The 21,128-nt window shown below is 61.5% G+C and carries 16 protein-coding genes; 9 read left to right on the top strand and 7 right to left on the bottom strand.

The window, feature by feature from the left end; all coding sequences use genetic code 11:
- Positions 1 to 7 precede the first annotated feature (7 nt).
- Genes PXH66_RS14080 through PXH66_RS14060 form a run of 5 tightly spaced genes read left to right on the top strand, consistent with a single transcriptional unit; the run spans position 8 to position 2,399 of the window.
- Positions 8 to 964, top strand: a complete 957-nt coding sequence (locus PXH66_RS14080) for an SRPBCC domain-containing protein (protein WP_330929157.1) — start codon at positions 8 to 10, stop codon at positions 962 to 964.
- Between the two features lie 47 nt (positions 965 to 1,011).
- Positions 1,012 to 1,452, top strand: a complete 441-nt coding sequence (locus PXH66_RS14075) for a DoxX family protein (RefSeq protein WP_330929158.1) — start codon at positions 1,012 to 1,014, stop codon at positions 1,450 to 1,452.
- A 4-nt stretch (positions 1,453 to 1,456) separates the two neighbouring features.
- The gene (locus tag PXH66_RS14070) at positions 1,457 to 1,825 is read left to right on the top strand and encodes a DUF1428 domain-containing protein (protein WP_330929159.1); all 369 of its coding nucleotides are present in this window, start codon (positions 1,457 to 1,459) and stop codon (positions 1,823 to 1,825) included.
- Positions 1,826 to 1,880: 55 nt separating this feature from the next.
- Complete coding sequence (locus PXH66_RS14065; protein WP_330929160.1) at positions 1,881 to 2,087, top strand: hypothetical protein; 207 nt, start codon at positions 1,881 to 1,883, stop codon at positions 2,085 to 2,087.
- A gap of 15 nt (positions 2,088 to 2,102) precedes the next feature.
- Positions 2,103 to 2,399 (top strand): DUF6172 family protein, encoded by a 297-nt coding sequence (locus tag PXH66_RS14060; protein WP_330929161.1) that lies wholly within the window; start codon positions 2,103 to 2,105, stop codon positions 2,397 to 2,399.
- Positions 2,400 to 2,646: 247 nt separating this feature from the next.
- On the opposite strand, the gene PXH66_RS14055 is transcribed toward PXH66_RS14060, so the two are convergent.
- Together PXH66_RS14055 and PXH66_RS14050 are read right to left on the bottom strand one after the other, a co-directional pair.
- Positions 2,647 to 3,447, bottom strand: coding sequence for an alpha/beta hydrolase (locus tag PXH66_RS14055; protein WP_330929162.1), 801 nt, complete (start codon positions 3,445 to 3,447; stop codon positions 2,647 to 2,649).
- A gap of 28 nt (positions 3,448 to 3,475) precedes the next feature.
- Positions 3,476 to 4,264, bottom strand: coding sequence for an alpha/beta fold hydrolase (locus PXH66_RS14050; RefSeq protein ID WP_330929163.1), 789 nt, complete (start codon positions 4,262 to 4,264; stop codon positions 3,476 to 3,478).
- A gap of 190 nt (positions 4,265 to 4,454) precedes the next feature.
- Here PXH66_RS14050 and PXH66_RS14045 point away from each other — a divergent pair, with 190 nt between their 5' ends.
- Complete coding sequence (locus tag PXH66_RS14045; RefSeq protein WP_330929164.1) at positions 4,455 to 4,859, top strand: group III truncated hemoglobin; 405 nt, start codon at positions 4,455 to 4,457, stop codon at positions 4,857 to 4,859.
- A gap of 62 nt (positions 4,860 to 4,921) precedes the next feature.
- Here PXH66_RS14045 and PXH66_RS14040 read toward each other — a convergent pair whose 3' ends face one another.
- From PXH66_RS14040 to purL, 3 genes are all read right to left on the bottom strand, one after another.
- Entirely contained in the window at positions 4,922 to 5,371 is a 450-nt protein-coding gene (locus tag PXH66_RS14040) for a GreA/GreB family elongation factor (protein ID WP_330929165.1), read from the bottom strand.
- 509 nt (positions 5,372 to 5,880) lie between these two features.
- The gene (locus tag PXH66_RS14035) at positions 5,881 to 7,206 is read right to left on the bottom strand and encodes a hypothetical protein (protein ID WP_330929166.1); all 1,326 of its coding nucleotides are present in this window, start codon (positions 7,204 to 7,206) and stop codon (positions 5,881 to 5,883) included.
- Positions 7,207 to 7,870: 664 nt separating this feature from the next.
- The gene (gene purL / locus PXH66_RS14030) at positions 7,871 to 11,965 is read right to left on the bottom strand and encodes a phosphoribosylformylglycinamidine synthase (protein ID WP_330929167.1); all 4,095 of its coding nucleotides are present in this window, start codon (positions 11,963 to 11,965) and stop codon (positions 7,871 to 7,873) included.
- A gap of 226 nt (positions 11,966 to 12,191) precedes the next feature.
- On the opposite strand from purL, the gene PXH66_RS14025 reads away from it, so the two are divergent.
- Both PXH66_RS14025 and PXH66_RS14020 read left to right on the top strand, forming a co-directional pair.
- A complete protein-coding gene (locus PXH66_RS14025) occupies positions 12,192 to 14,102 on the top strand; it encodes an amidophosphoribosyltransferase (protein WP_330929168.1) in 1,911 nt (636 codons plus the stop codon).
- Between the two features lie 98 nt (positions 14,103 to 14,200).
- Positions 14,201 to 15,307 carry an AIR synthase-related protein gene (locus PXH66_RS14020; RefSeq protein ID WP_330929169.1) on the top strand — a complete coding sequence of 369 codons (1,107 nt, stop codon included), beginning with the start codon at positions 14,201 to 14,203 and terminating at the stop codon, positions 15,305 to 15,307.
- 9 nt (positions 15,308 to 15,316) lie between these two features.
- On the opposite strand, the gene PXH66_RS14015 is transcribed toward PXH66_RS14020, so the two are convergent.
- Positions 15,317 to 15,964 (bottom strand): response regulator, encoded by a 648-nt coding sequence (locus PXH66_RS14015; protein ID WP_330929170.1) that lies wholly within the window; start codon positions 15,962 to 15,964, stop codon positions 15,317 to 15,319.
- A 100-nt stretch (positions 15,965 to 16,064) separates the two neighbouring features.
- Here PXH66_RS14015 and PXH66_RS14010 point away from each other — a divergent pair, with 100 nt between their 5' ends.
- Positions 16,065 to 18,086, top strand: coding sequence for an ATP-binding protein (locus PXH66_RS14010; RefSeq protein ID WP_330929171.1), 2,022 nt, complete (start codon positions 16,065 to 16,067; stop codon positions 18,084 to 18,086).
- Between the two features lie 142 nt (positions 18,087 to 18,228).
- Here PXH66_RS14010 and PXH66_RS14005 read toward each other — a convergent pair whose 3' ends face one another.
- Positions 18,229 to 21,054 (bottom strand): M16 family metallopeptidase, encoded by a 2,826-nt coding sequence (locus tag PXH66_RS14005; protein WP_330929172.1) that lies wholly within the window; start codon positions 21,052 to 21,054, stop codon positions 18,229 to 18,231.
- Positions 21,055 to 21,128 lie beyond the last annotated feature (74 nt).

Raw genomic sequence — 21,128 nt, 5'->3', positions numbered from 1 at the left:
ACTCCACATGAGCACCAAGTCGACGAACTACACCATTCCCGCCGCCGCCAGCCCCGCGCACGAAATCGTGAGCACGCGCGTCATCCCCTATGCCCGGTCGCATGTTTTTGCGGCCTGGACTCATCCGGGTTTACACGCCCAGTGGTGGGGACCGGAGGGATTCACCAATACGTTTCACACCTATGATGTGCGACCGGGCGGCGACTGGCGGTTTGTCATGCACGGACCCGATGGGACGAACTATGACAACGAAAGCGTGTTTGATCACGTGGTGGCAGGGGAGTGCACCGTATTCCGTCACGTCGGCCAACCCGAGTTCACGGCGGTGGTGCACTTTACCGACGACGGTGACGGCACGCGGATCGAGTGGCACATGATTTTTGCCACGGCCGAGATTTGCGCGGCCCTGACGAAAATGGTGGAAAGCAAGAACGAGGAGAATTTCGACCGCCTCGAAGCGGTATTGCGCGACAACCCGGTGGATTCGATGACGAGTCGTGAACTCGTCGTGCTGCGCGAAATCGAGGCACCGCCGGAAGTTGTGTATCGGGTGATGACGACCCGCACAGGCGAGTGGTGGTGTCCGCGCCCGTGGACCACGCCGGTGGTGGAATGGGAGCTGCGCGCGGGCGGTCGCAGCCACATGGTCATGCGGGGACCCGATGGCGAGGAACACGACATCGAAGGCGTATTTCTCGAAGTGACGGAAAATGAACGCATCGTGTTTACCGATGCCTATCAGCACGGCTGGCGACCCACCGCCCAGCCCTTTATGACCGGCATATTTGAGCTCTCGCCGCTGCCGGGAGGCCGCACCTCCTACCGCGCCTGTTCCCGTCACTGGAGTGCCGCGAAATGCGCGGAGCACGTTGCGATGGGTTTTCACCCCGGGTGGGGCGCGGTCGCCGATCAACTCATCGAAGTCGTGGCCGACGAGCTCAAGCAGAGCGCCGACACTGCCTGACCGCCGCCTCATCCCCGAATCTCAACCTCAACCCCGTTCTTCAACTCATGACTGCTGACATTTCTTCCCTCCCCCCATGGCGTCGCGTGTTTACTCACGTGGTGCGCATTTTGTTCGGCCTCGGCTGCACAATTTTTGGTCTGAATGGATTTTTGAATTTCATCCAACCACCACCGGACTTGGTCCTGTCTGACGAAGCCATGGCGTTCTCCGTGGCATTGATGGAGTCGGGTTACATGATGCCGATGATCGGGGCGACGTTGTTGGTTCCGGGGCTGCTCCTGCTGGCGAATCGGTTCGTGCCGCTGGCGCTCGTTTTACTGGCGCCTTTCTTCGTCAACTCGGTGGCATTTCACCTTGCCCTCGAACGCACCGGACTGCCCAACGCTTTGGTTTTTGTGGCAATGCTGTTGTATCTCGCCTGGACCTATCGCGCGGCTTACCGACCGCTGTTCGTGGCCCGTTATTCTGCTATCAAAGAAAGCTGAACTTATGTCCGAATACGTTGATGGATTTGTGATCGTGGTGCCGGCGGCCAAGTTGGCCGCTTACCGCAAAATGGCCCGCCAAGCCTGTCAGGTTTGGATGGAATACGGTGCGCTCGACTACCGCGAATGCGTGAGTGAAGACCTCAGTGTCAAATGCGGCACGCCGTTTGAGAAACTGACCAAACTCAAGTCAGACGAATTGATCGTCTTTGCGTGGATCACCTACCGGTCAAAAGCGCAGCGGAATAAGATCAATGCCAAGGTGATGGCGGATCCGCGCATTCAAAGCATGTGTGAGCAGGGCGAAATGCCCTGCGATCCCAAGCGTATGAGTTACGGTGGATTCAAGACGATCGTGGCGGCACGGGCGTGAAAAAATCGCACGGATGATCAAGCCCGCCGGTTAACCGAGGTGGTAGAGTGCGAACGTGACTGCGACCGATTCCATTTGCGATCAAACGAGGACTGCATCGCTGGTCCCGCCGGCTGAAGTCGTGGCGGCACTACGGGATGATTTAATCGAACTCGCCTTCGATCTCGATCAGCGCGCGCAATACGAGGCAGCCGATGTGGCCAGCACGGTGGCGGCGCGTCTGGCCGAGCTATTGCCATTGAATCCTGCCGCTGACGCGTAACGCTGCGCCTCATCCATGAAGAAATCCTTTTCCCTCACCGCGCCCGGCAAAGAAGACGCCCGCGTGCGTGACAAGATCCGTCACGAGCTCAACAAATACGCCAAACGCGAACGCAAGAAAGACGTGCCCGAAGGCTATTTTCGCTGGGATTTGAACTGCCGCGTGGGGGCCGACGAGGAGAGTGCGACCGCCATGCCGTTCAAGGACATGGCCAACACGATCGACACCATCGCCGCCACTGGTGCTCCCAAGGTGTTTGTGGAAATCGAAGCCGTCGCCTTGAAGCGCAGCGCGCGCACCAAGGAGTCGTAGCACAACGAGCAGGCCTGGCCCGGTCGAGCCCCGCCGAAGCCGTTCTGAGAATGTTCGCATTACGAACATTCGGGGACCCGGAGGGACGACTGCCCTGTCGTTTTTGGGTGTCGCTCAGAGCGGTGCCGGTGGGGCAACGCAGACCGGGTGGAACCGGTCCCTCCGAGCAATATGGTGGTCAGCCGAGGATCGCGGGTGGCAAAATACTTCCGACCACGCTGCGTAATTCGGGTCGAGTTACGGCGGGTTAAGGCGTCGGTGTATTGGTGTCGTTCACGCTCGCGAGAATCAGCTCTGCGAGTCCCTTGGGGGTTTCGAGCATCGCGGTGTGGCTGCCCGGGTAGGGACGGATGGTCCACCCGCGGGCTTTGGCGCGTTGCCAGCCGGCGTCGCTTTCGGAGCGCGTTTTCTCGGCTTCGGCGTCCTTCACAAACGGCACGTAGGTGACATTGAGGGCAAGGGCGGCGGGGTTTTTGTAGGAAACGGGCTCCGTGAGGGTGCCAATGGGATGGCCGGTGTTGTGGGGCCAGGAGGTGGGATTCTTGGGCAACCAGTCCATCACCATGCGGCCGTTTTCGACCTTGGGCTCGGGGCGATCACCGCCGCGATTGCCAAAGGAATCGCGGATGGATTGGCCGTCCGCAGGCACGGCGGCGTCGAAGTAGTAAACGTGGCTAATGCGTTCCGGGATACGGTCCATGACGCCGGTGATCACCATGCCGCCGTAGCTGTGGCCAGTGAGGATGACGTCGTGCAGGTCTTCGAAGAGGATGGTGTTCACCACGTCGTTGATGTGGGTGGTGAGGTTCACGCCTTCGGCACTGAGATGAGAGCGCTCGCCCAACGCGGTGAGCGTGACGCGGTAGACGGTGTGGCCGGCTTGCTGGAGATACTTGCCGGTTTCCTTCCATTCGTAGCCACCGGCGGTGGCACCGTGCACGAGAACGAAGGTAAGTTTTTCATCCGACGTGTGATGGTCGGCACGGGAGATCGCGGCCGTCAGGCAGACGGTGAGCAGAATAACGAAGGCGCGGGGGAGGGATTTCATGGTGGAGTGGGGAAGGGTTGGCGGGCTGTCAGGGAGTCGGCGTGTTGGTATCGTTCACCGCGGCCTGCATGAGGACCGCGAGGTCCTGCGGATTTTCGAGCATGGCGGTGTGGCTGCCCGGAAACGTGCGCACCGTCCAACCGCGCGCTACGGCGTTCTGCCAATTGCGGTCGCGGGCGGCACGCTCGTCTGGATCCGTGCCCGTCGCGATGAAGGGCACGTAGGTGACGTTGAGTTCAAACGCCGCGGGATTGTCGTAGGTCACGGGCTCCACGGAGGTGCCGAACGGGTGTCCGACATTGTGCGGGTAAGTCGTCGGATTCTCGTTCAGCCAGGAAGGAATGCGGCGGCCGTCTTTGACGAGAAGATCGGCGGGCGGCGGTCGGTGGGACCAGGAACTCTCGCCGTTCTGCGGCACGGAGGCGTCGAAATACATGACGTGTTTGATGCGTTCGGGGATCTCATTTATCACCCCCGTGATCACCCGACCGCCGTAGCTGTGCCCGGTGAGAATGACGTCGTGGAGGTCTTCGAAGCGGATGGTGTTCACTACGTCGTTGATGTGCGTCGTGAGATTGACCCCGACGGCGCTCAGATGAGAGCGCTCGCCCAACGCGGTGAGCGTAACGCGGTAGACGGTGTGCCCTGCCTGTTCGAGGTAGCGGCCGGTTTCCTTCCATTCGTAGGCCCCGGCGGTGGCGCCGTGGACAATGACGTAGGTATTTTTCTGGTTGGCGTCGTGGTGGTCGGCGCGCGCGAAGGCGGAGGCGAACACGACGAAGCACAGACAAAGCAAAGCGCGGGGAAATTGGGGCATAATGGGGTAGGGGTGAGGTTTGCCCAAGTTGGAGCAGCCCGCGCCGCTTGTCAGGGCGACGGCGAGCTAACCGTTATGCTCTGATGACTCCAGCCAATCGAATGAGTGGGACGAGAGCGGCGGCACGGTGGATCGTGGAATTGGTGGGGTTGAAACGATCCGCGTCCTGCTTAAGCTTTTCCGTAGTCCCATGATCGATCCCACGCCTCCTCCGTCGTCGCCGAGCTCGTTGTTCATTCGTATCGGGGGGCGCGATCGGATCGAATTCTTACTGCGTCATTTTAATGCCGACGTGCGGCAGCAGAACGAAATCGGCCCGATTTTCGCCGCGCAAATTTCAGACTGGTCGGCCCATCTGGAGAAGATTGCCGATTTTTGGTCCGGCGCGACCGGTGGTCCGGCGCGTTACCAAGGACCGATGCCGTGGAAGCACATGGCGCTCGGCTTGGAGGAGCGACACTTTGAAGCGTGGCTGGATCTCTGGCACCGCCACTGTCGGGCCCATTTACCGGAACGCGAAGCCGGTGAACTGATCGTCATCGCGGACTCCATCGGCCAACGATTGCGCGAAATCGTCGGGACCGCCCGCAAGTGAGCACGGCTTACCTGCGGGCGAATCTTGGGAACCGCACCGGGATACGGTGCGGCGGCGTCAAGCTATCTTGACCAGGATACCGAACCATTGGCGAAGCCAGCGGCGGCGGGTTGGGGAGAGGTGGAGTAGCTGACGGATTCGAGCCACAAGTGGCGAATGCCACCGGGCATCTCCCATGCAATTCGGTCGTTCACGCGGCTTCCGATCACCGCCATGCCCAGGGGAGTGAGCACCGAAAGTTTACCTGCTGAAATGTCGGCCGCCTCAGGCCAGGCCAGCGTGAACGTGTCACGCTCTTCGGTGTGAAGATCGCGCACCGTGAAGGTTGAGCCGACACGCACGACGGTGGAGGGTATCATGTTCGGCGGCAGCACGAACGCATGCTTGAGTTCTTCACGCAGACGTTGGGCACGCGTGTGGTGCTTATTGCCGGTGGTTTGGAGGAGATTGAGACGCATCAAAAGAGACGCGTGGTCGGTGGTGGACAGGGTAATGGAATCGGGGGAAGACATGGTATGAAAGGAATTGAGAGGAAAGGATAGCCGCGCGCAGGTAGCAGGAATCCAAGCGCTCGCCCGTATCAGCGCGGTGTTCATGGTCGGGCGACGCGCACAAAAAAAGCGCCGGTTGGGGCGCGAGGATGAAGTGAAGGTTCCCGGAGGGCTCGGAAACGGCGGATGAATCTTGCCGTTATCCCGCCAGCGCTCCGGGCCCAATGGGGAAGACCACGAGCTCTTTGCTCGCGATCACACTCGCATGGATTTGTCCGGATTTCGTCATGGCTGAAGGAAGCCAATACTGCGCAACGTTTGCGTGGGGTCAAGGGACACCGGACGATTGTCTGTCGACCGATTCAGTCCGCTTCGTTGCGGTCGTTTCTGAACGATTTAATTGAGGGGGGAATCTTCCGGCGAGTCGGCGGAGCCCCAGCTCTTGCAGAGGTTGCGGAAGCGGTCGGTGAACCCGGCGTGACCTTCGCCGCAGGTGTGGAAAAATCTGCCACGGGTTCACCAAACCCACCCTACAGCGTCTGTATGAACGAGAGGACCTTTTGCATTTCGTGTTCGTGATCCTCTTTTAAAAAATTGTAACGCGTGCCATCGAAATATCGGGCATGGGTTCCCGGTCCATCCGGGCTGCCGTGATCGGTATCGATCGAGTGTCGCCACTTTTGGGCATGTTCGGCCCATTCGGTCTGGTCCACGGTTTCCGGGGCCGTAAACCACACATTCCACGTCAGAGTATTACCGTCCTTCAGCATGTTTCCCGAGGCTATGTTGAAAACGTCCAGTAACATCTGATTGAAGTCGTCGACGATCACCGAGCCTGTTTTTACGAGGGGCCCGATGGTTACCCCGAGGTGACCCAGCGACCAAGAAATCCCGTTATGTTGGGCAAAATCAGGAATGGGAAAATCAGTGCTGGAACCTTTACGCAGGGGAAAAATGGGTTGGTCAGGGTTTCCGGGATGGTAGGTGCTGATCCTGATCGCGTTGGCTTTGCAGGTGGGGAAAGGGAGCCCTTGTTGATGGAAGTGATTCGCCAACATCACCACCGTATCCTTTTTTTGGGCACTGGGGCTGAACCAGATCCGTCCTTCCACCGTCATGTCCGCGGCCAGTGACCGGGTCGTCTCATTGGCCCATCCCCGGTTGCCGGTAACGGTCACTTCGACATTGATACTTCCGAGTAGAGGAGAGCAGGCCCCTTGCTGCGGGCAAATGATGGAGTAAACCCGTCCTGCATCGGTATAACCCAACCTCGAAATGTCCGGGGCGAACATCTGATAGCAGCGCTGCGGGTCGGGTTGACCGGGCTTGGTCTCCCAACTGAATTCGGGCCACACGACCTTTTGCTGCCGTTGGAGCTTATCGATATTCTCCAAGTTACCCAACATGGGGAGCGAAGTGAGGTCAGGTGTCGGATACGCGAAGGCGGGTTTTTCGGCCTCGAAACCGCCCACCCAGCCCGGAGCAGGCGTGGCGTTGATGAGCTGGCGTAATTTGTCGTTGGTGAGATCAACCAACAGATCCACCCCGGAGGTGGATATTTCGGCGATAGTGATGGCGTTGGATGCGGTGTTTAGGAGTTCGAAACCACCGTCCTCGACCACAAAATATACGTGAGGCTCCAACCCCACCTCAGCGGAAAAAGCGGATGATTCGAAATCGATCGCGAATGCGCCGTCAGCTTTCGTTACCGCGATGCCGAGGAATTTTCCGGCTCCGATCAGTTCGTGCTTGTAGGCCAAAACGTGCAGATCTTGGACGCCGTTGCCATTAGCTTTGTTCTTAACGGTTCCGGTGACCGTGTAACCTGCGCGGGGACTGTTGGTGGGCGGGGGCATGTGGGTGGGGCTTTGTTGGGGTTGTGCTCAGATGAGGTGACCGATCAGAGCCGTTCTTTGGCGCGGGAAACCAGACCAAGGCTCTGAAAAGGCTGCCGACCGATGGCGGGTGCCTGACGTTCAACAATGCGAAATTCAGTTCAATTTCGGGTCATCTCGCTCGATAAAATTGAGCACGATCACGTTCGCGAGCTCCCCGCCGGTGGCGCGTCGATCGAGTCGTCTGCACGCTATCGAATGGGGCGATGGCCGTGGCGTTCTTCCGCGGGCAGGAAACCAAGCTGGTAGAAAGTAACACTGGATTTTCGCGGAGTCAGCGTTGGACCAAGCAACGATCCTGTAAGTTGTCGTCGCGCTGGGTAGGGTGTTCGCTTGCGAATACCGCACGTGATGGACGCGGTCGTCGCAAGCGACGCCCCTACACCTATTCGAACTCTTAGGCGTTACACCCTACTAGCCCACCCACTCACGGGCGTTGCGGAAGAGTTTCATCCAAGGGGAATCCTCCGGCCAATCGGACGGTGCCCAGCTCATGCAGCGCGACCGAAACACCCGTTGCACCCTTGATCGCCCTGAAGGGCACCCATCAAGAGTGGTCCGCATGCGGACCGAGTCGCGAGCGACTCGCCATCTCCGCGCTGCCGCGCTCCGTCGGGGTGAGGTTTCACCCCACCCACTCACGGGCGTTGCGGAAGAGTTTCATCCAAGGGGAATCTTCGGGCCATTCGGACGGTGCCCAGCTCATGCAGCGCGACCGAAACACCCGCTCGGGGTGGGGCATCATGATGGTGACGCGGCCGGTGGTGGTGGTGAGCGCGGTCATGCCGAGCGGGGAGCCGTTCGGGTTGAGCGGATAGGTCTCGGTCGGCGCGTGGTGGTTATCGCAATAACGGGCTGCCACTTGGCCACTGGTGCTGAACGCTTCGGCGGTGGCGCGGTCGGCGAATTCGGCGTAACCTTCGCCGTGAGCGACGGCAATCGGGAGCACGCTGCCGGCCATGTCTTTGAAGAGAATACTCGGGGATTCCTCGATCTTGAGGGAAACGTAGCGGCCTTCGTAGCGCTCGCTCTGGTTTTGCACAAAGTGGGGCCAGGCCTCGGCACCAGGGATGATCGACTTGAGGTTGCTGAGCATTTGGCAGCCATTGCACACGCCGAGCGCGAAGGTGTCCTCTCGCGCGAAGAAAGCGGTGAACTCAGCGCGGGCGCGCTCGTTGAAGAGAATGCTCTTGGCCCAGCCTTCACCGGCGCCGAGCACATCGCCGTAGCTGAAGCCGCCGCAGACGGCGAGACCGCGGAAGTCGGCGAGCGATACGCGGCCGGACAGAATGTCGGTCATGTGCACGTCGACCGCGCGGAACCCGGCGCGATCAAACGCGGCCGCCATCTCGACCTGACCGTTCACACCCTGCTCGCGGAGCACCGCCACGGGCGGTCGGACGTGGGCTGCGCCCGCGATTTCAAATTTGAGATCTGAAATTTGAGATCCCGAAAGGGAGAAACTCACTTTCGGCGTGATGCCGGGATCCGTCGGGTCGAGTTTGAGTTGGAACTCTGACTCGGCGCAGGCGGGGTTGTCGCGGAGCGTGGCCATGCGGCGGGTGACATCGGACCAGATGGCGCGCAGGTCGCTGAGGTTTTCGTCGAGCAGGGGCTCACCGTCGCGAGTGACGCGAAAGGCGTAGTCGGTATTGAGCTTACCAATACGTGAGGTGCAGACATCGAGTCCGTGATCGGCCAAGGTGGTTTCGACGTATTCGAGATCGGTGTCGGCGACTTGGATGACCGCGCCGAGCTCCTCGGCGAAGAGCGCGGAAAACACGTCGGTTTCCGTGTAGGCCGCGAGCTTGCTCGCGCTTTCCCCGGCTGCTGGAGCGTCAGCAAGCTGACGGCCTACGGGCAGTTCGAGCGTCACGCCAATGTGGCCGGCGAAGGCCATTTCCACGGCGGTTGCAAGTAGGCCGCCGTCGGAGCGGTCGTGGTAGGCGAGGAGTTTTTGTTCGGCGCCGAGTTTTTGGATGACGGACCAGAATCCCTTGAGGTCGATGGGGCAGTTTACGTCGGGCGTGGCTTCGCCCATCTGCGAAACGACTTGCGCGAGGATCGAGCCACCGAGGCGGTTGCGACCGCGACCGAGGTCGATGAGCAGCAGGGTCGACTCTTCGTCTTGGACGAGTTGCGGGGTGAGCGAGCGGCGGATGTCGGTGACGGGAGCAAACGCGGAAACAATGAGGGAGGTCGGGGCCGTGACGCGTTTTTCAGTGCCTGCGTCGGACCAAACCGTGGACATCGACATGGAGTCTTTGCCGACGGGAATCGTAATGCCGAGGGCCGGGCAGAGTTCCATGCCGACCGCTTTCACGGCGGCGTAGAGATCGGCGGCGTCGCCGGGCACGGCGGGGGCGGCCATCCAATTGGCGGACAGGTTGACTTTGCCGAGCGCGCCGATTTGCGCGGCGGCGAGATTGGTGAGCGCTTCGCCGACGGCGAGGCGGGCGGAGGCGGCGGCGTTGTTAACGGCGACGGGCGTGCGTTCGCCCATGGCCATGGCCTCGCCGGAGTTGACGTCGAAGGTCGCGGCCGTGACGGCGCAATCGGCGACGGGGACTTGCCAGGGGCCGACCATTTGGTCGCGGGAAATAAGGCCGGTGACGGTGCGATCACCGATCGAGATGAGAAACGTTTTGTCGGCGACGGTCGGGTGAACGAGCACGCGCCGCACGGCTTCGGCGAGGGTAATGCCGTTGAGATCGAGCGGCAGCTGCGGGCGGGCGAGGGAAGTCTCGCGGCGGTGCATGCGCGGTGGTTTGCCGAGCAACACATTCAGTGGCATGTCGATCGGGGTATTGCCGAAATGCGGGTCGGTCAGCACGAGCGTCTGCTCGGCGGTCGCTTCACCGACCACGGCGAAAGGGCAACGTTCGCGGACGCAGATGGCTTCGAACATGGCGAGGCGGTCGACCGGGACGGCCATGACGTAGCGTTCCTGGGATTCGTTGCACCAGATCTCGTGCGGCGCCATGCCGGGCTCGTCGTTGGGGACTTGGCGCAGGTCGAATTTGCCGCCGCGGCCGCCGTCGTTGACGAGCTCGGGGAAGGCGTTGGAGATGCCGCCCGCGCCGACGTCGTGGATGAATGAAATCGGGTTATCGTCGTCGAGTGCCCAGCAGCGGTCGATGACCTCCTGGCAACGGCGCTCCATCTCGGGGTTTTCGCGTTGCACGCTGGCAAAATCGAGATCCTCGCTGCCGGACCCGCTGGCCATGGAGGAGGCCGCGCCGCCGCCGAGACCGATGAGCATGGCGGGACCGCCGAGCACGATGAGTTTGTCGCCGGGATGGATGGCGCCCTTTTCGACGTGGGCGGCTTTGATGTTACCCAGACCGCCCGCGAGCATGATGGGTTTGTGGTAACCGCGGAGCTCCATTGGAACTCCGCGGCAGTTTAAGTTGGAAGTTGAGGTTGAAGGCGACGAATCGGGTGCCGTCTCGCTGGTCGATTCACTTGAACTTAAACTTTTCCCTTCGACTCTTTTCGAGGCGACCGGCACCGCCGCCTCGAACGTGCGGAAGTAGCCGTTGATGGCGGGGCGGCCGAACTCGTTGTTGAACGCGGCGCCGCCGAGTGGGCCTTCGATCATGATGTCGAGGGCCGAGACGATGCGGTCGGGTTTGCCGTTGTCCTGCTCCCATGGCTGGATCGCGCCGGGAAGCTTGAGGTTGGAGACGGTAAAGCCGTTCAGGCCGGCTTTGGGCTTGGAACCGCGACCGGTGGCGCCTTCGTCGCGGATCTCGCCGCCGGAACCCGTGGCGGCACCCGGGAAGGGCGAGATGGCGGTCGGGTGGTTGTGCGTCTCCACCTTGCAGAGAATGTGGATGTCCTCGTCATGCGCCGCGTAGTCGCCGGAGCGGGGGTCGACGTAGAACCGGCCGCCGCGGGAGCCGGCGAGCACGGAGGCGTTGTCCTTGTAAGCGGAGAGGATGCCTTCGCTGTGCAACTGGTAGGTGTTGCGGATCATGGCGAAGAGCGACTTGGCCTGCGCTTCGCCGTCGATATCCCAGGACGCGTTGAAGATCTTGTGACGACAGTGCTCGGAGTTGGCCTGCGCGAACATCATGAGTTCGATGTCGTTCGGGTCGCGTTGGAGTTTGGTGAACGCGTCGACGAGGTAGTCGATCTCGTCATCGGCCAAGGCGAGACCGAGGGAGGTGTTGGCGGCGTCGAGCGCGGCGCGACCCTCGGCCAGGACCGGGACCGACGTCATGGGCCGGGGGGATTCGTGGCGGAAAAGCGCCGCACAGTCGTCGATTGCATTGAAGACGACCTGGGTCATCCGGTCGTGGAGCGCGCCGCGCAGGGCAGTGAGTTGCGGCGCGGTGAGGTTGGACAACGGTTTGGGCAGGGCGGCGTTGTCGAAGGTGAGGGTGAAGGCGACGACGCGCTCGATACGCGTCACGGCGGTCAATCCGCAAATGTGGGCGATGTCGGTGGCCTTGGACGACCACGGTGAGATCGTGCCGGGACGGGGGGCGACGACTTGGATCAGGCCGGAAAGATGTTCGCCGGAGCGGCGGGGACCGTAGGTGAGGATTTTTTCCAACACGGCGTGCTCCTCGGTCGAGAGATCACGGGTGGTTTCGACCACGTGCACAAACTCGGCGGCGAGGGAGCGAACCGGGATGCGGGCCGCAGTGAGGCCGTCGGAAAGTTTTTGAAGCCGGAAAGGCGAGAGAGCAGGGGAGCCGCGCAGGATCAACATGGTCGGAGGGCGCGACCGTCCCAAACCAAACCGGACCGGTCAAGCGGGGCGGTGGTCTCGTGACGATTTAGTGGCAAACGGGGAAAAAGCCGTTGACCGGTTCAGCCTGCGCCCCGTGATTACGGGCCTTTATCGTCCGTGAGAAACACACCTGAAACCATGGCCCCCATGTCGGCCTCGTCTTCACCCGCGGCGCTTTGCCGCGACTTCATCACTTGGGCTCCCCATGAGCGATAAGCTGACACACGAGTGCGGTATTGCCATGGTGCGGCTGAAGCAGCCGCTCCAGTATTATCAGGAGAAATACGGCACGCCGCTCTGGGGTTTCACCAAGTTGTTTCTGCTGATGGAAAAGCAGCACAATCGAGGGCAGGATGGCGCCGGCGTGGCCTGTGTGAAGCACGATGTGCCTGCGGGTGAGCCGTTTATGTTTCGGGAACGGTGCGTGAAGTCCGATCCGTTGGCCAAGATTTTCAAGCGCCTGCTGGGGGAATACAACAAGCTCGTCGATAAGGGCGACGCCCATCCCGAGTTCGCCAAGACGGTGAAGGAGCAGTTCGATTTTGGCGGCGAACTGCTGCTGGGCCATTTGCGCTACGGCACCAGCGGGGGTTATAACATGAGCTCGTGCCATCCGTTTTTCCGGCGCAGCCCGTGGCCGACCCGTAATCTCGCGTTGTGCGGCAATTTCAACCTTACCAACACATCCGAGTTGAATCGCAACCTGATCGCGATGGGCCAGCACCCGATTTTCGCCACCGATACCCAGGCGTTGTTGGAAAAAGTCGGCTTCTTCCTCGATGAGGAACACGAAGATATTTACCGCGACTTACGCGCCAAGAAACTGCCCGGGCGCGAGATTTCCGCCCAAATCAGCCGCGACCTCGACCTGCACCGCGTCATTAGTCGCGCGGGCGAAAAGTGGGACGGCGGTTACGTGCTCGCCGGGGCGGTGGGCAATGGCGACGCCTTCATTGTGCGCGATCCCTCGGGCATCCGGCCGGCGTTTTATTACGAGGACGACGAAGTTTTCGCCGTCGCGTCCGAGCGAGCTCCGCTCATGACCGTCTTCGACGCGGAGCTCGAAACCGTCGAGGAAATGACGCCCGGTCACGTCATGGTCATCAAGAAGAACGGGGAGGTGACGTCGAAGCCGTTCCGTGAGCCGCTGCCGCGCACGTCGTGCTCGTTCGAGCGCATCTACTTTTCCCGCGGCAATGACATCGACATCTACCGCGAGCGCAAAGCCCTCGGAGCGCGGCTCGCCGACCAAGTCATCGAGTCGGTCGACCACAATTGGGGCGACTCGGTGTTCAGCTTCATTCCCAACACCGCCGAGATCGCCTACTACGGGCTCGTCTCGGCCCTGCGCGAGCGTCGGCGCACGGAGGTGAAAGACGAGATTCTACGCGCCTCCCAAGCGGGCGAGCTCACGGAGGAGCACCTCGACAACCTGATTTTGCGCAATTGGCCGCGTTCGGAAAAGGTCATCTCCAAAGACATCAAGCTGCGCACGTTTATCGGTCAGGAGGGCCTGCGCAACCACCTCGCCAGCCACGTTTACGACATCGCCTACGGCTCCGTGGTGGCGGGCAAGGACAACCTCGTGTGCGTCGACGACTCGATCGTGCGCGGCACCACACTGCGCAAATCCATCCTGCGCATTCTGACCCGGCTCAATCCGCGCAAGATCATCGTCGTATCCACCGCTCCCCAGATTCGTTATCCGGACTGTTACGGTATCGACATGTCGGAGATCGGCAAATTCATCGCCTTTGAAGCGGCGGTTCTCCTGATCAAGGAAACGGGCCAGGAAGAACTTCTGGCCGATGTTTATCGGCTCTGTCGCGAAGCCGTGGCCAAAGGCGAGTCGGTCAACCACGTCAAAAAGATCTACGACCGGTTCACGCCCGAGGAAATTTCGGCGCGCATCAGCCGCATTGTCTATCCGACCAATGTCGATTGGGCGGGCGATGTGGAGGTGATTTACCAGACCGTGGAAAATCTCCATGCCGCCGTGCCGAATCATTCCGGCGACTGGTATTTTACCGGTAATTTCCCCACCGCCGGCGGTTACCGCGTCGTGAACCAAGCCTACATCAACTACTTCGAGAAATCCACCGCCCGATCCTACTGATGGAATTCTCGATTTTTGATTCTGGATTTTGGATGGGCCACTCCGGCGCGGAATCCTGAACCAGATTCGAAAATCGAGATTCAAAAATCCCCAATCTCATGAGCCTTTCCTACGAATCCGCGGGTGTCCGCTACGATGAACTCGATGCCTTCAAGCGCGCCTGCCAAAAGGCCGCCAAGACCACGGCCGATCTGCTGACGGCTCACGGTTACAGCGAGCCCGCCGAGACGCGCGGTGAGAGCTGCTACCTTATGGAGGCCGAGGACCATTTTCTCGCCCACGTGGAGGAAGGTCTGGGCACCAAGAATCTCGTCGCCGACGCTGTCTACGCGCAGTCGGGTAAGTGCTTCTACCGCGAAGTCGCCATCGATACGGTTGCCACCATCGTCAACGACCTCATCACCTGCGGCGCCCTGCCGACCTCGCTCGCGATGCACGCGGCGGTGGGCGATTCGAGCTGGTTTGGAGACGCCGTGCGCACGCAGGCGCTGGTCGACGGTTGGGCGGAAGCTTGCCGCATGTCCGGGGCGGTCTGGGGCGGAGGCGAAACGCCGACGCTCAAGGGCATCATTGAACCACAAAGCATCTGTCTCGCGGGTTCGGCGGTCGGGCGTATCGCACCGAAAAGCCTGCGCATCACCGGCGAGGCCAAGGACGGCGACAGCATCCTTTTCCTCGCGTCATCCGGCGTGCAGACCAATGGCCTCACCCTGTGCCGCAAGATCGCCGACAACCTGCCCGACGGTTACGCCACACCGCTCGGTCACGGTGATGATCGCACCTACGGTGAAGGCCTGCTCGCCCCGTCGGTCATCTACGTGAAGTTCGTGCGTGAGTGTCAGCAGCGCGGTATCACGCTGAATTACGTTTCCCACGTCACCGGCCACGGCTGGCGCAAACTGATGCGTCTCGACGAGCCGTTCGTTTACGAAATCACGAATGTGCGGCCCGAGCCGGCGCTGTTTAAATTTCTCATGGAAAAGGGCCCCATCGAGCTGCGCGAAGCCTACGCCACGTTCAACATGGGCATCGGCTTCGCTGCCTATGTGGATCCCAAGGATGCCGACGCGGCCCTCGCCGCGGCTCAAGCGACCGGCTACGACGCCTGGATCGCCGGTCGCGTGCACAAGGACGGCGACCGCAAGGCCGTCGTGGTGCCGTCCCTCGATCTCACCTTCGGCGGCGACACCCTGCAGGTGCGTTGAGGAGCGGGATCAGCGGTCGTGCAAGCCATGTTCGACCACGAAACGCAGCAGGTCGGCCGTGGTGCGCAGTTGGAGTTTCTCGAGAAGACGAGCGCGGTAGGTGCCGACCGACGAGACGGCTAAATCGAGTTGCGCCGCGATTTCCTTGTTGGAGAGACCCGCCCCGAGCTGGGTGAGCACTTCGACCTCGCGGGGCGATAGCGCGGAGAGATTTCCCCGACGTGCAGTGCTGCGTTGGGCAAGTTGGCGGCCGAGTTTTTCACTGTGGTAGCGCCGACCCTCCAAAAGGGTGATGGTGGCTTGGACCAAGGCGGCGAGGTCGGCGGTTTTGCACAAATAGCCCGAGGCTCCGGCCTCGATGGCGGCGGCCCCCATTTTGGATTCGGGGAACATGGTGAATACCAGAATGGGCAAGGCGGGGCACCGCTCACGCAGCGCTCGGACCGTATCCATTTCACAACTGCCCGGCAGACCCAGATCCAATACCACGAGGTCCCACGAGCTGGTGGTCACCGCCTTCAGCGTCGCGGTCGCATCGCCCACGAGCGCGAAAGTCGCGCCGGGCAGGTGTTGGCGGATGGTGTTGGGAATGGCTTCGCGAATCAGGACATGATCGTCGGCGACCAGAATGCGGGGCGAGGAATCCGAACGGGGCATTGCTTCGTAAAACGCAGATTGAATGATATTTCCGCAACTGAAAAGCTTGCCAACGCGGTCCTGCCGTTTCGTGCTGCGGGCAACGCCGCGAGCCTCGCCCATGCCGAGTAGAATTCTGCAGTTTGTCGTATTGTTGGGGATGTTGTCGGTGACAGCACTCGAAGGCCACACGGCGACGGAAACCCCGGACGAGGTCGCGCAGCAGATTCAAATGCTGATAGATGAGTCCGCCAAACTGGCCGCGAATCAACCGGAACGCAGCATCGCCACGGCCCGCCAAGCTCTCGCGCTGGCGCTTTCGTCCGGCACGCTCGAATACGAACTGACCGCGCGCGCCCAGCTCGGTGATGCGTTGCGCCGACACAGTGCCTATGCCGAATCCGTGGCGGTCCTGGAGGCTGGACTGGCCCATCCCGCCACCCCCGAAACACGCGCGGCGCGCGCTCGACTGCACTACTATCGGGGGCGCGTGGCGTGGAACCAGGGCAAATACGCCGCCGCCGAGACCACGTTCCTTGCCGTGCAACGCGAGGCCGAAGCGCTCAATGACCGCTGGTTGCTCGCCCACGTGCTCAACAATCGGGGCATCGTCGCCAGCAACCAAGACGCGCCCGAGGAGGCGATTGCGCTCTACCGGGCAGGCCTCGGGTTGGCGGAAGCCGACGGCGATGACGAATTGCGCCCGAAGATTCTCAACAATCTGGCGTTGCTGCTGCACGAGCAGGGCGAAGTCGAAGAACCGCGCGCGATGTTGCAGGCGAATCTGGCGCTGCGCACCGCCAACGGTAACCGGCGGGGGATCGCCAACGCCTTGGTCAATCTCGCCACGATTGAAACCTCGGCGGGAAATCATACGACTGCCCTCGAACTGAATCTCCAGGCGCTGGCCTTGCGCGAAGCGCTCGGCGTGCCGCGCCTGCTGGCCTCGGGACACATGTTGGTGGCGCGATCGCTCACGGCACTTGGTCGTCCGGCGGAGGCGCTGGAGCATTTGGATGCGGCCGCCGTGATCGGAGACCCGCTCGAAAGTCATGAATTGTGGAGCAATATTTACACGGCTTTCAGCGACGCCCACGCGGCTCATGGCGACTATCGGCAGGCCTTGGATTTCCAGCGACGAGCCGAACGTGAAAAGCAATTGGTTTATGGGGAAAAAACCGCCGTCACCCTGACCAAACTTCGCGAGGAGTTTGCCGCCGAAAAACGGTTGTTCGAAATCAGTGAACTCAAAGCGGAGCAAGAACGCCAAGCCGCCTCGTTGGCGCTCACCCACGCCGAGTTGAGCCGCACCAGCCAACAGCGCTACGGTTTGGCGGTATTCATCGCGCTGGGCGGCATCGCGGTGTTGGCGATCATCGGCCGTCAACGGACTCAGGCCCGCGCCGAAAAACGGATTCTGGAGGAAACCCGTCGCGCTCGCGACGCCGCCGAGCAAGCCACCGCGCTTAAATCCCGCCTGCTCGATCTGGCGTCCCACGATCTGAAAACTCCGCTCATTGGAATCATGATGACCGCCGACCTGATTAAGCGCGAAGGCAGGGCGGACCCCCATGTCGGCGACCGTATCGAAGCCATACGGCAGGAAAGCCAGCGCATGTTTGAGCTCGTGCAGGACCTCCTTGATACCTCGGAATCCGAGACCGGTGAACTCAAGTTGCGACCCGAATCACTGGACCTCGCGCAAGGGGTCGGCGCCCAGATCCCGGAGTTTACCGATCGCGCCGCCCGCAAGCGGCAGCAGGTGCGGTTCAGGGTGGAGGAGCCCGACTCCTGTCGCATCCTTGGTGACCCGGCGCGGTTGCGCCAGGTGGTGGAAAACCTGGTGGACAACGCGCTCAAGTTTTCACCCGCCGGATCGACCGTCTGGGTCACGGTGCACGGCGGTGCCCGGGTGCGGCTTGAAGTCGAAGACGAAGGTCCCGGTTTGACGGAAGAGGACCGGGCGGCGCTCTTTCAACGCTTTCGACGGCTCAGTGCGACGCCCACCGGTGGCGAGACTTCGACCGGGCTGGGACTGTCCCTGACTCACACTCTGGTTTCGATGCACGGCGGCCAGCTGTTCGCCGATTCCACGCCGGGAGAAGGCGCCAAGTTCGTCGCCCGGTTTCCGCCGGAAAGTTGAGACCCGAAAGGTGGGGGCGATTTCGCCGACGGGGTGCCCGGCGGCGGGACGGAGATGGCGAAGCCAACTGCCGCGTCGAGCCAGCCGTGTCCCGGCTAAGGAGGCGCGCTCGACGAGCGCGCCCTATCCTTGAGGTCGCGACTTAGTGGCGGCCGACGAGCACTTGGATGGCGTTTTTGCTGTTCAGCACTTCGTTGGCCAGTTCGGTCAGCCGCTCCTTGGTGATCGATTCGAGGTCGGTCCGCCGAGAGCGGGCGTAGTCGAGCTGCTGTGGATTGGCCGCGAGACGGTCGAGCACGCCATAGAGCCAATAGGTGTTCCCTCGCAATTGGTCGTTCACGCTGTCGAGGGTGGGGTTGCGGGCTTGCATCATGAGTTCGTCGTCGATGCCGGATTTGCGTAGCCGGTTGGCCAGGCGCCTGACCTCGCCGGAAGCCTTTTTCATCATACGACTGTCGGTGATCATGCTGGCCTGGATGAAAGCCTGCTGAGGATCGGACTCACTATACCAATAGCGGGTATCGGGGCTGTAGGTGATGCCTATGGCCTCGCGCAGACGTTTCAGGTTCTCGGCCTCGAAGGCGTGGGTGAGCAGCTCCAGTTCGCGGCGCGCCCTGACGTTATCGGCGGGAAGTCGAACGGGATAGATCACGGCAACCGCGCCTCGCCGATCGGGACTCTTGCACTCGATTTTTTCGACGCGTGACTCGGTGTTCCATGACAACGCACGCCGGGGCTTCGGGCTCTGACGCGAGGGCAAGGCACCCAACGTGCGAGCGACGGCGGCGATCGCTTCGTCGGGCACGATATCGCCCACCATGCTGAACTCGATGGGGAGTTGTTCGAGCTGAGGCAGCAGCCAGGCCCGCAGCTCCGCGGCAGAGAAAGCGATGGTTCCATCGGTCGGGGGAGCGGCAAAGCGCGGGTCTTCGCCAGTGAGCAAGCTCATGAGGTTCAGGCCCATGGCGGTTTCAGGCACTTCGAGACTGGATTCAGCCCGATCGTTGACCCGGGTCAGGGCTCGGCTCACCGCGCCTGCCTCCAACGCGGGATCGGTCAGATAGGCCGTGATCAATTGCATCAGCAAATCGACCTGCTCCCGGTCCGCCGTGCCGTTGAAGGACAGGGAGTCTTCCTCGACATTGAAATCGACGCGCACGGTGCGGCCGTTGAGGGCTCGACCGAGGCTCTCAAAATTGAGATCACCGAGGGCGCCTTCGATCAAGGCTGCGGCGGCTACGTGCGGCATGCCGGGCTGGCCGGGAGGCGTGGCCAACTGGCCGCCGGGCGCCAAACGGAGAACGACCGACATCGTTTGTTGGTCGAAGTCGGTGCGCTTGAAGTTGAAGCGCACGCCATTGGCGAACGTGACCTGATGCACGTCAGTCTCCTTGTCGTGATCGTGGTGAGTCACGGTGCCGACGGGCCCGAAGTCGTGGTAGAGAAATGGCACCTGGGGTGAAATCAACGGCTCGGTTACGTCCTCACGCATGCCCGTTTGCAGGGTGGCCACGAGGTCTTGGCTGGCGCCGGCCGAAGCGAGGTCACCGTAGATGAAGTAGCGGGCGAAACCGGTCTCCAAAAAGTCCGCCACCGCGGCGCGGCAATCATCAATGGTGAGGGTGGGCAGGACCTCCTTGGCAAAGGCGATCTGGGTATCAGCCGAAGGCGCGCCCGAGTTGAGCATGACGGCTTCCAGCATGCGGGCGGCGTAGGTGCTGGCGGATTCCGATTTGGCAAATCGACCGGCGAACTCGAGTCGCTTGAGCATCACGTCACGGGCTTCATCGAGCTCGATTTGCAGGATGCCATGTTTGATCAGGCGGCGGTGTTCGCGGTTGAGGGTGAGGAGCAGGTTTTCCCAATTCTCCGGTTTACCCTCGGCGTGGAAGGTGAGTTCCAAAACATCGGGGGACGGGGCGGCGGTTTGCACGCTGAGTTGTTTCACCTCGCTCCCGGCGGTGTAGATCAGGCGGTTGAAGCGGGCCTGCATGGCGGCGAGCACGACCTGGGTGGCGAGGGAATGACGGCTCTGCTCGATCGAGGCGGTGGTGGGCATCGGGCGCGTGTGCACGATCTGAAAATTGAACGACTTGATGGGGCCGATCTGGGTCCAGTGCAGACGCGGTTTGGTCGGATTGGCTGCCACGGGGCGAAACGCTCGCGGCGGCAGTGGCGTGTTGTTGGTAAAGGAAGCAAAGTGACGGTCGATCCCGGCGGTGACGGTGGCCGTCGGCATGTCGCCCACCACCACGAGGACCATGTTGTCCGGTCGATACCACCGGTCGTAGTAACCCTTGAGACCGTCGTCCTCGGCGCGGTCGATGCTTTGCAAGGTGCCCCCGACAAAACGCTGCCCGAGCGGATGATCCGGGTAGACAAACTTCATGCGTTCTTTGGTGAACGCGCCGGCGATGATGCCGCGCGCCTGCATCTCGGCGAGGATGACCTTGCGCTCACGCCGGACCTGTTTGCGGTCGAATTGAATACCGTCGGACCAGTCGCGCATCACCTGGAGCGCGAGTTCGAACGTCTCCGGATCGTAGTGGGACAGATCGAGTTGATAAACCGTAAGTGCCGGCATGGTGAACGCGTTGACCTCGGGGCCAAAACGGATGCCGGCTTCGGCGAGTTTTGCGCCAAGGGTTTCGCCGGGAAAATTGCGGGTGCCGTTGAACGCCATGTGCTCGACGAAATGGGCGTAGCCGAGCTCGTCGTCGGCCTCGTCATTGGAGCCGGCCTGGACGATGAGTCGCAGACTTACGTGTTGGTTGGGATCGGCATGCTGAGCATGCAGGTAGCGCAGACCGGAGGGAAGGGTGCGGGCATGAATCGCGGGATCGAGCGGCAGGCCGTCCACCTCGGGTATCCAATCATTCTCCGCCAACAGGAGACCGGAGCTGGCGGCGACCAGCAGAGAAAGTCCGAAGTGTCTTAAACGCACCTCGGGAGCGCAGTGAAATTTCATCACCAAGGCAAGGTTACAACCGGTTTAAACCGGTTCATGAGGTTCAAGTTCGGGCAGCCGGTAGAGGCGCCTTC

The organism is Synoicihabitans lomoniglobus (assembly GCF_029023725.1).
GTDB lineage: Bacteria > Verrucomicrobiota > Verrucomicrobiia > Opitutales > Opitutaceae > Actomonas > Actomonas lomonigloba.
This window is presented reverse-complemented; position numbering and strand designations above follow the sequence as displayed.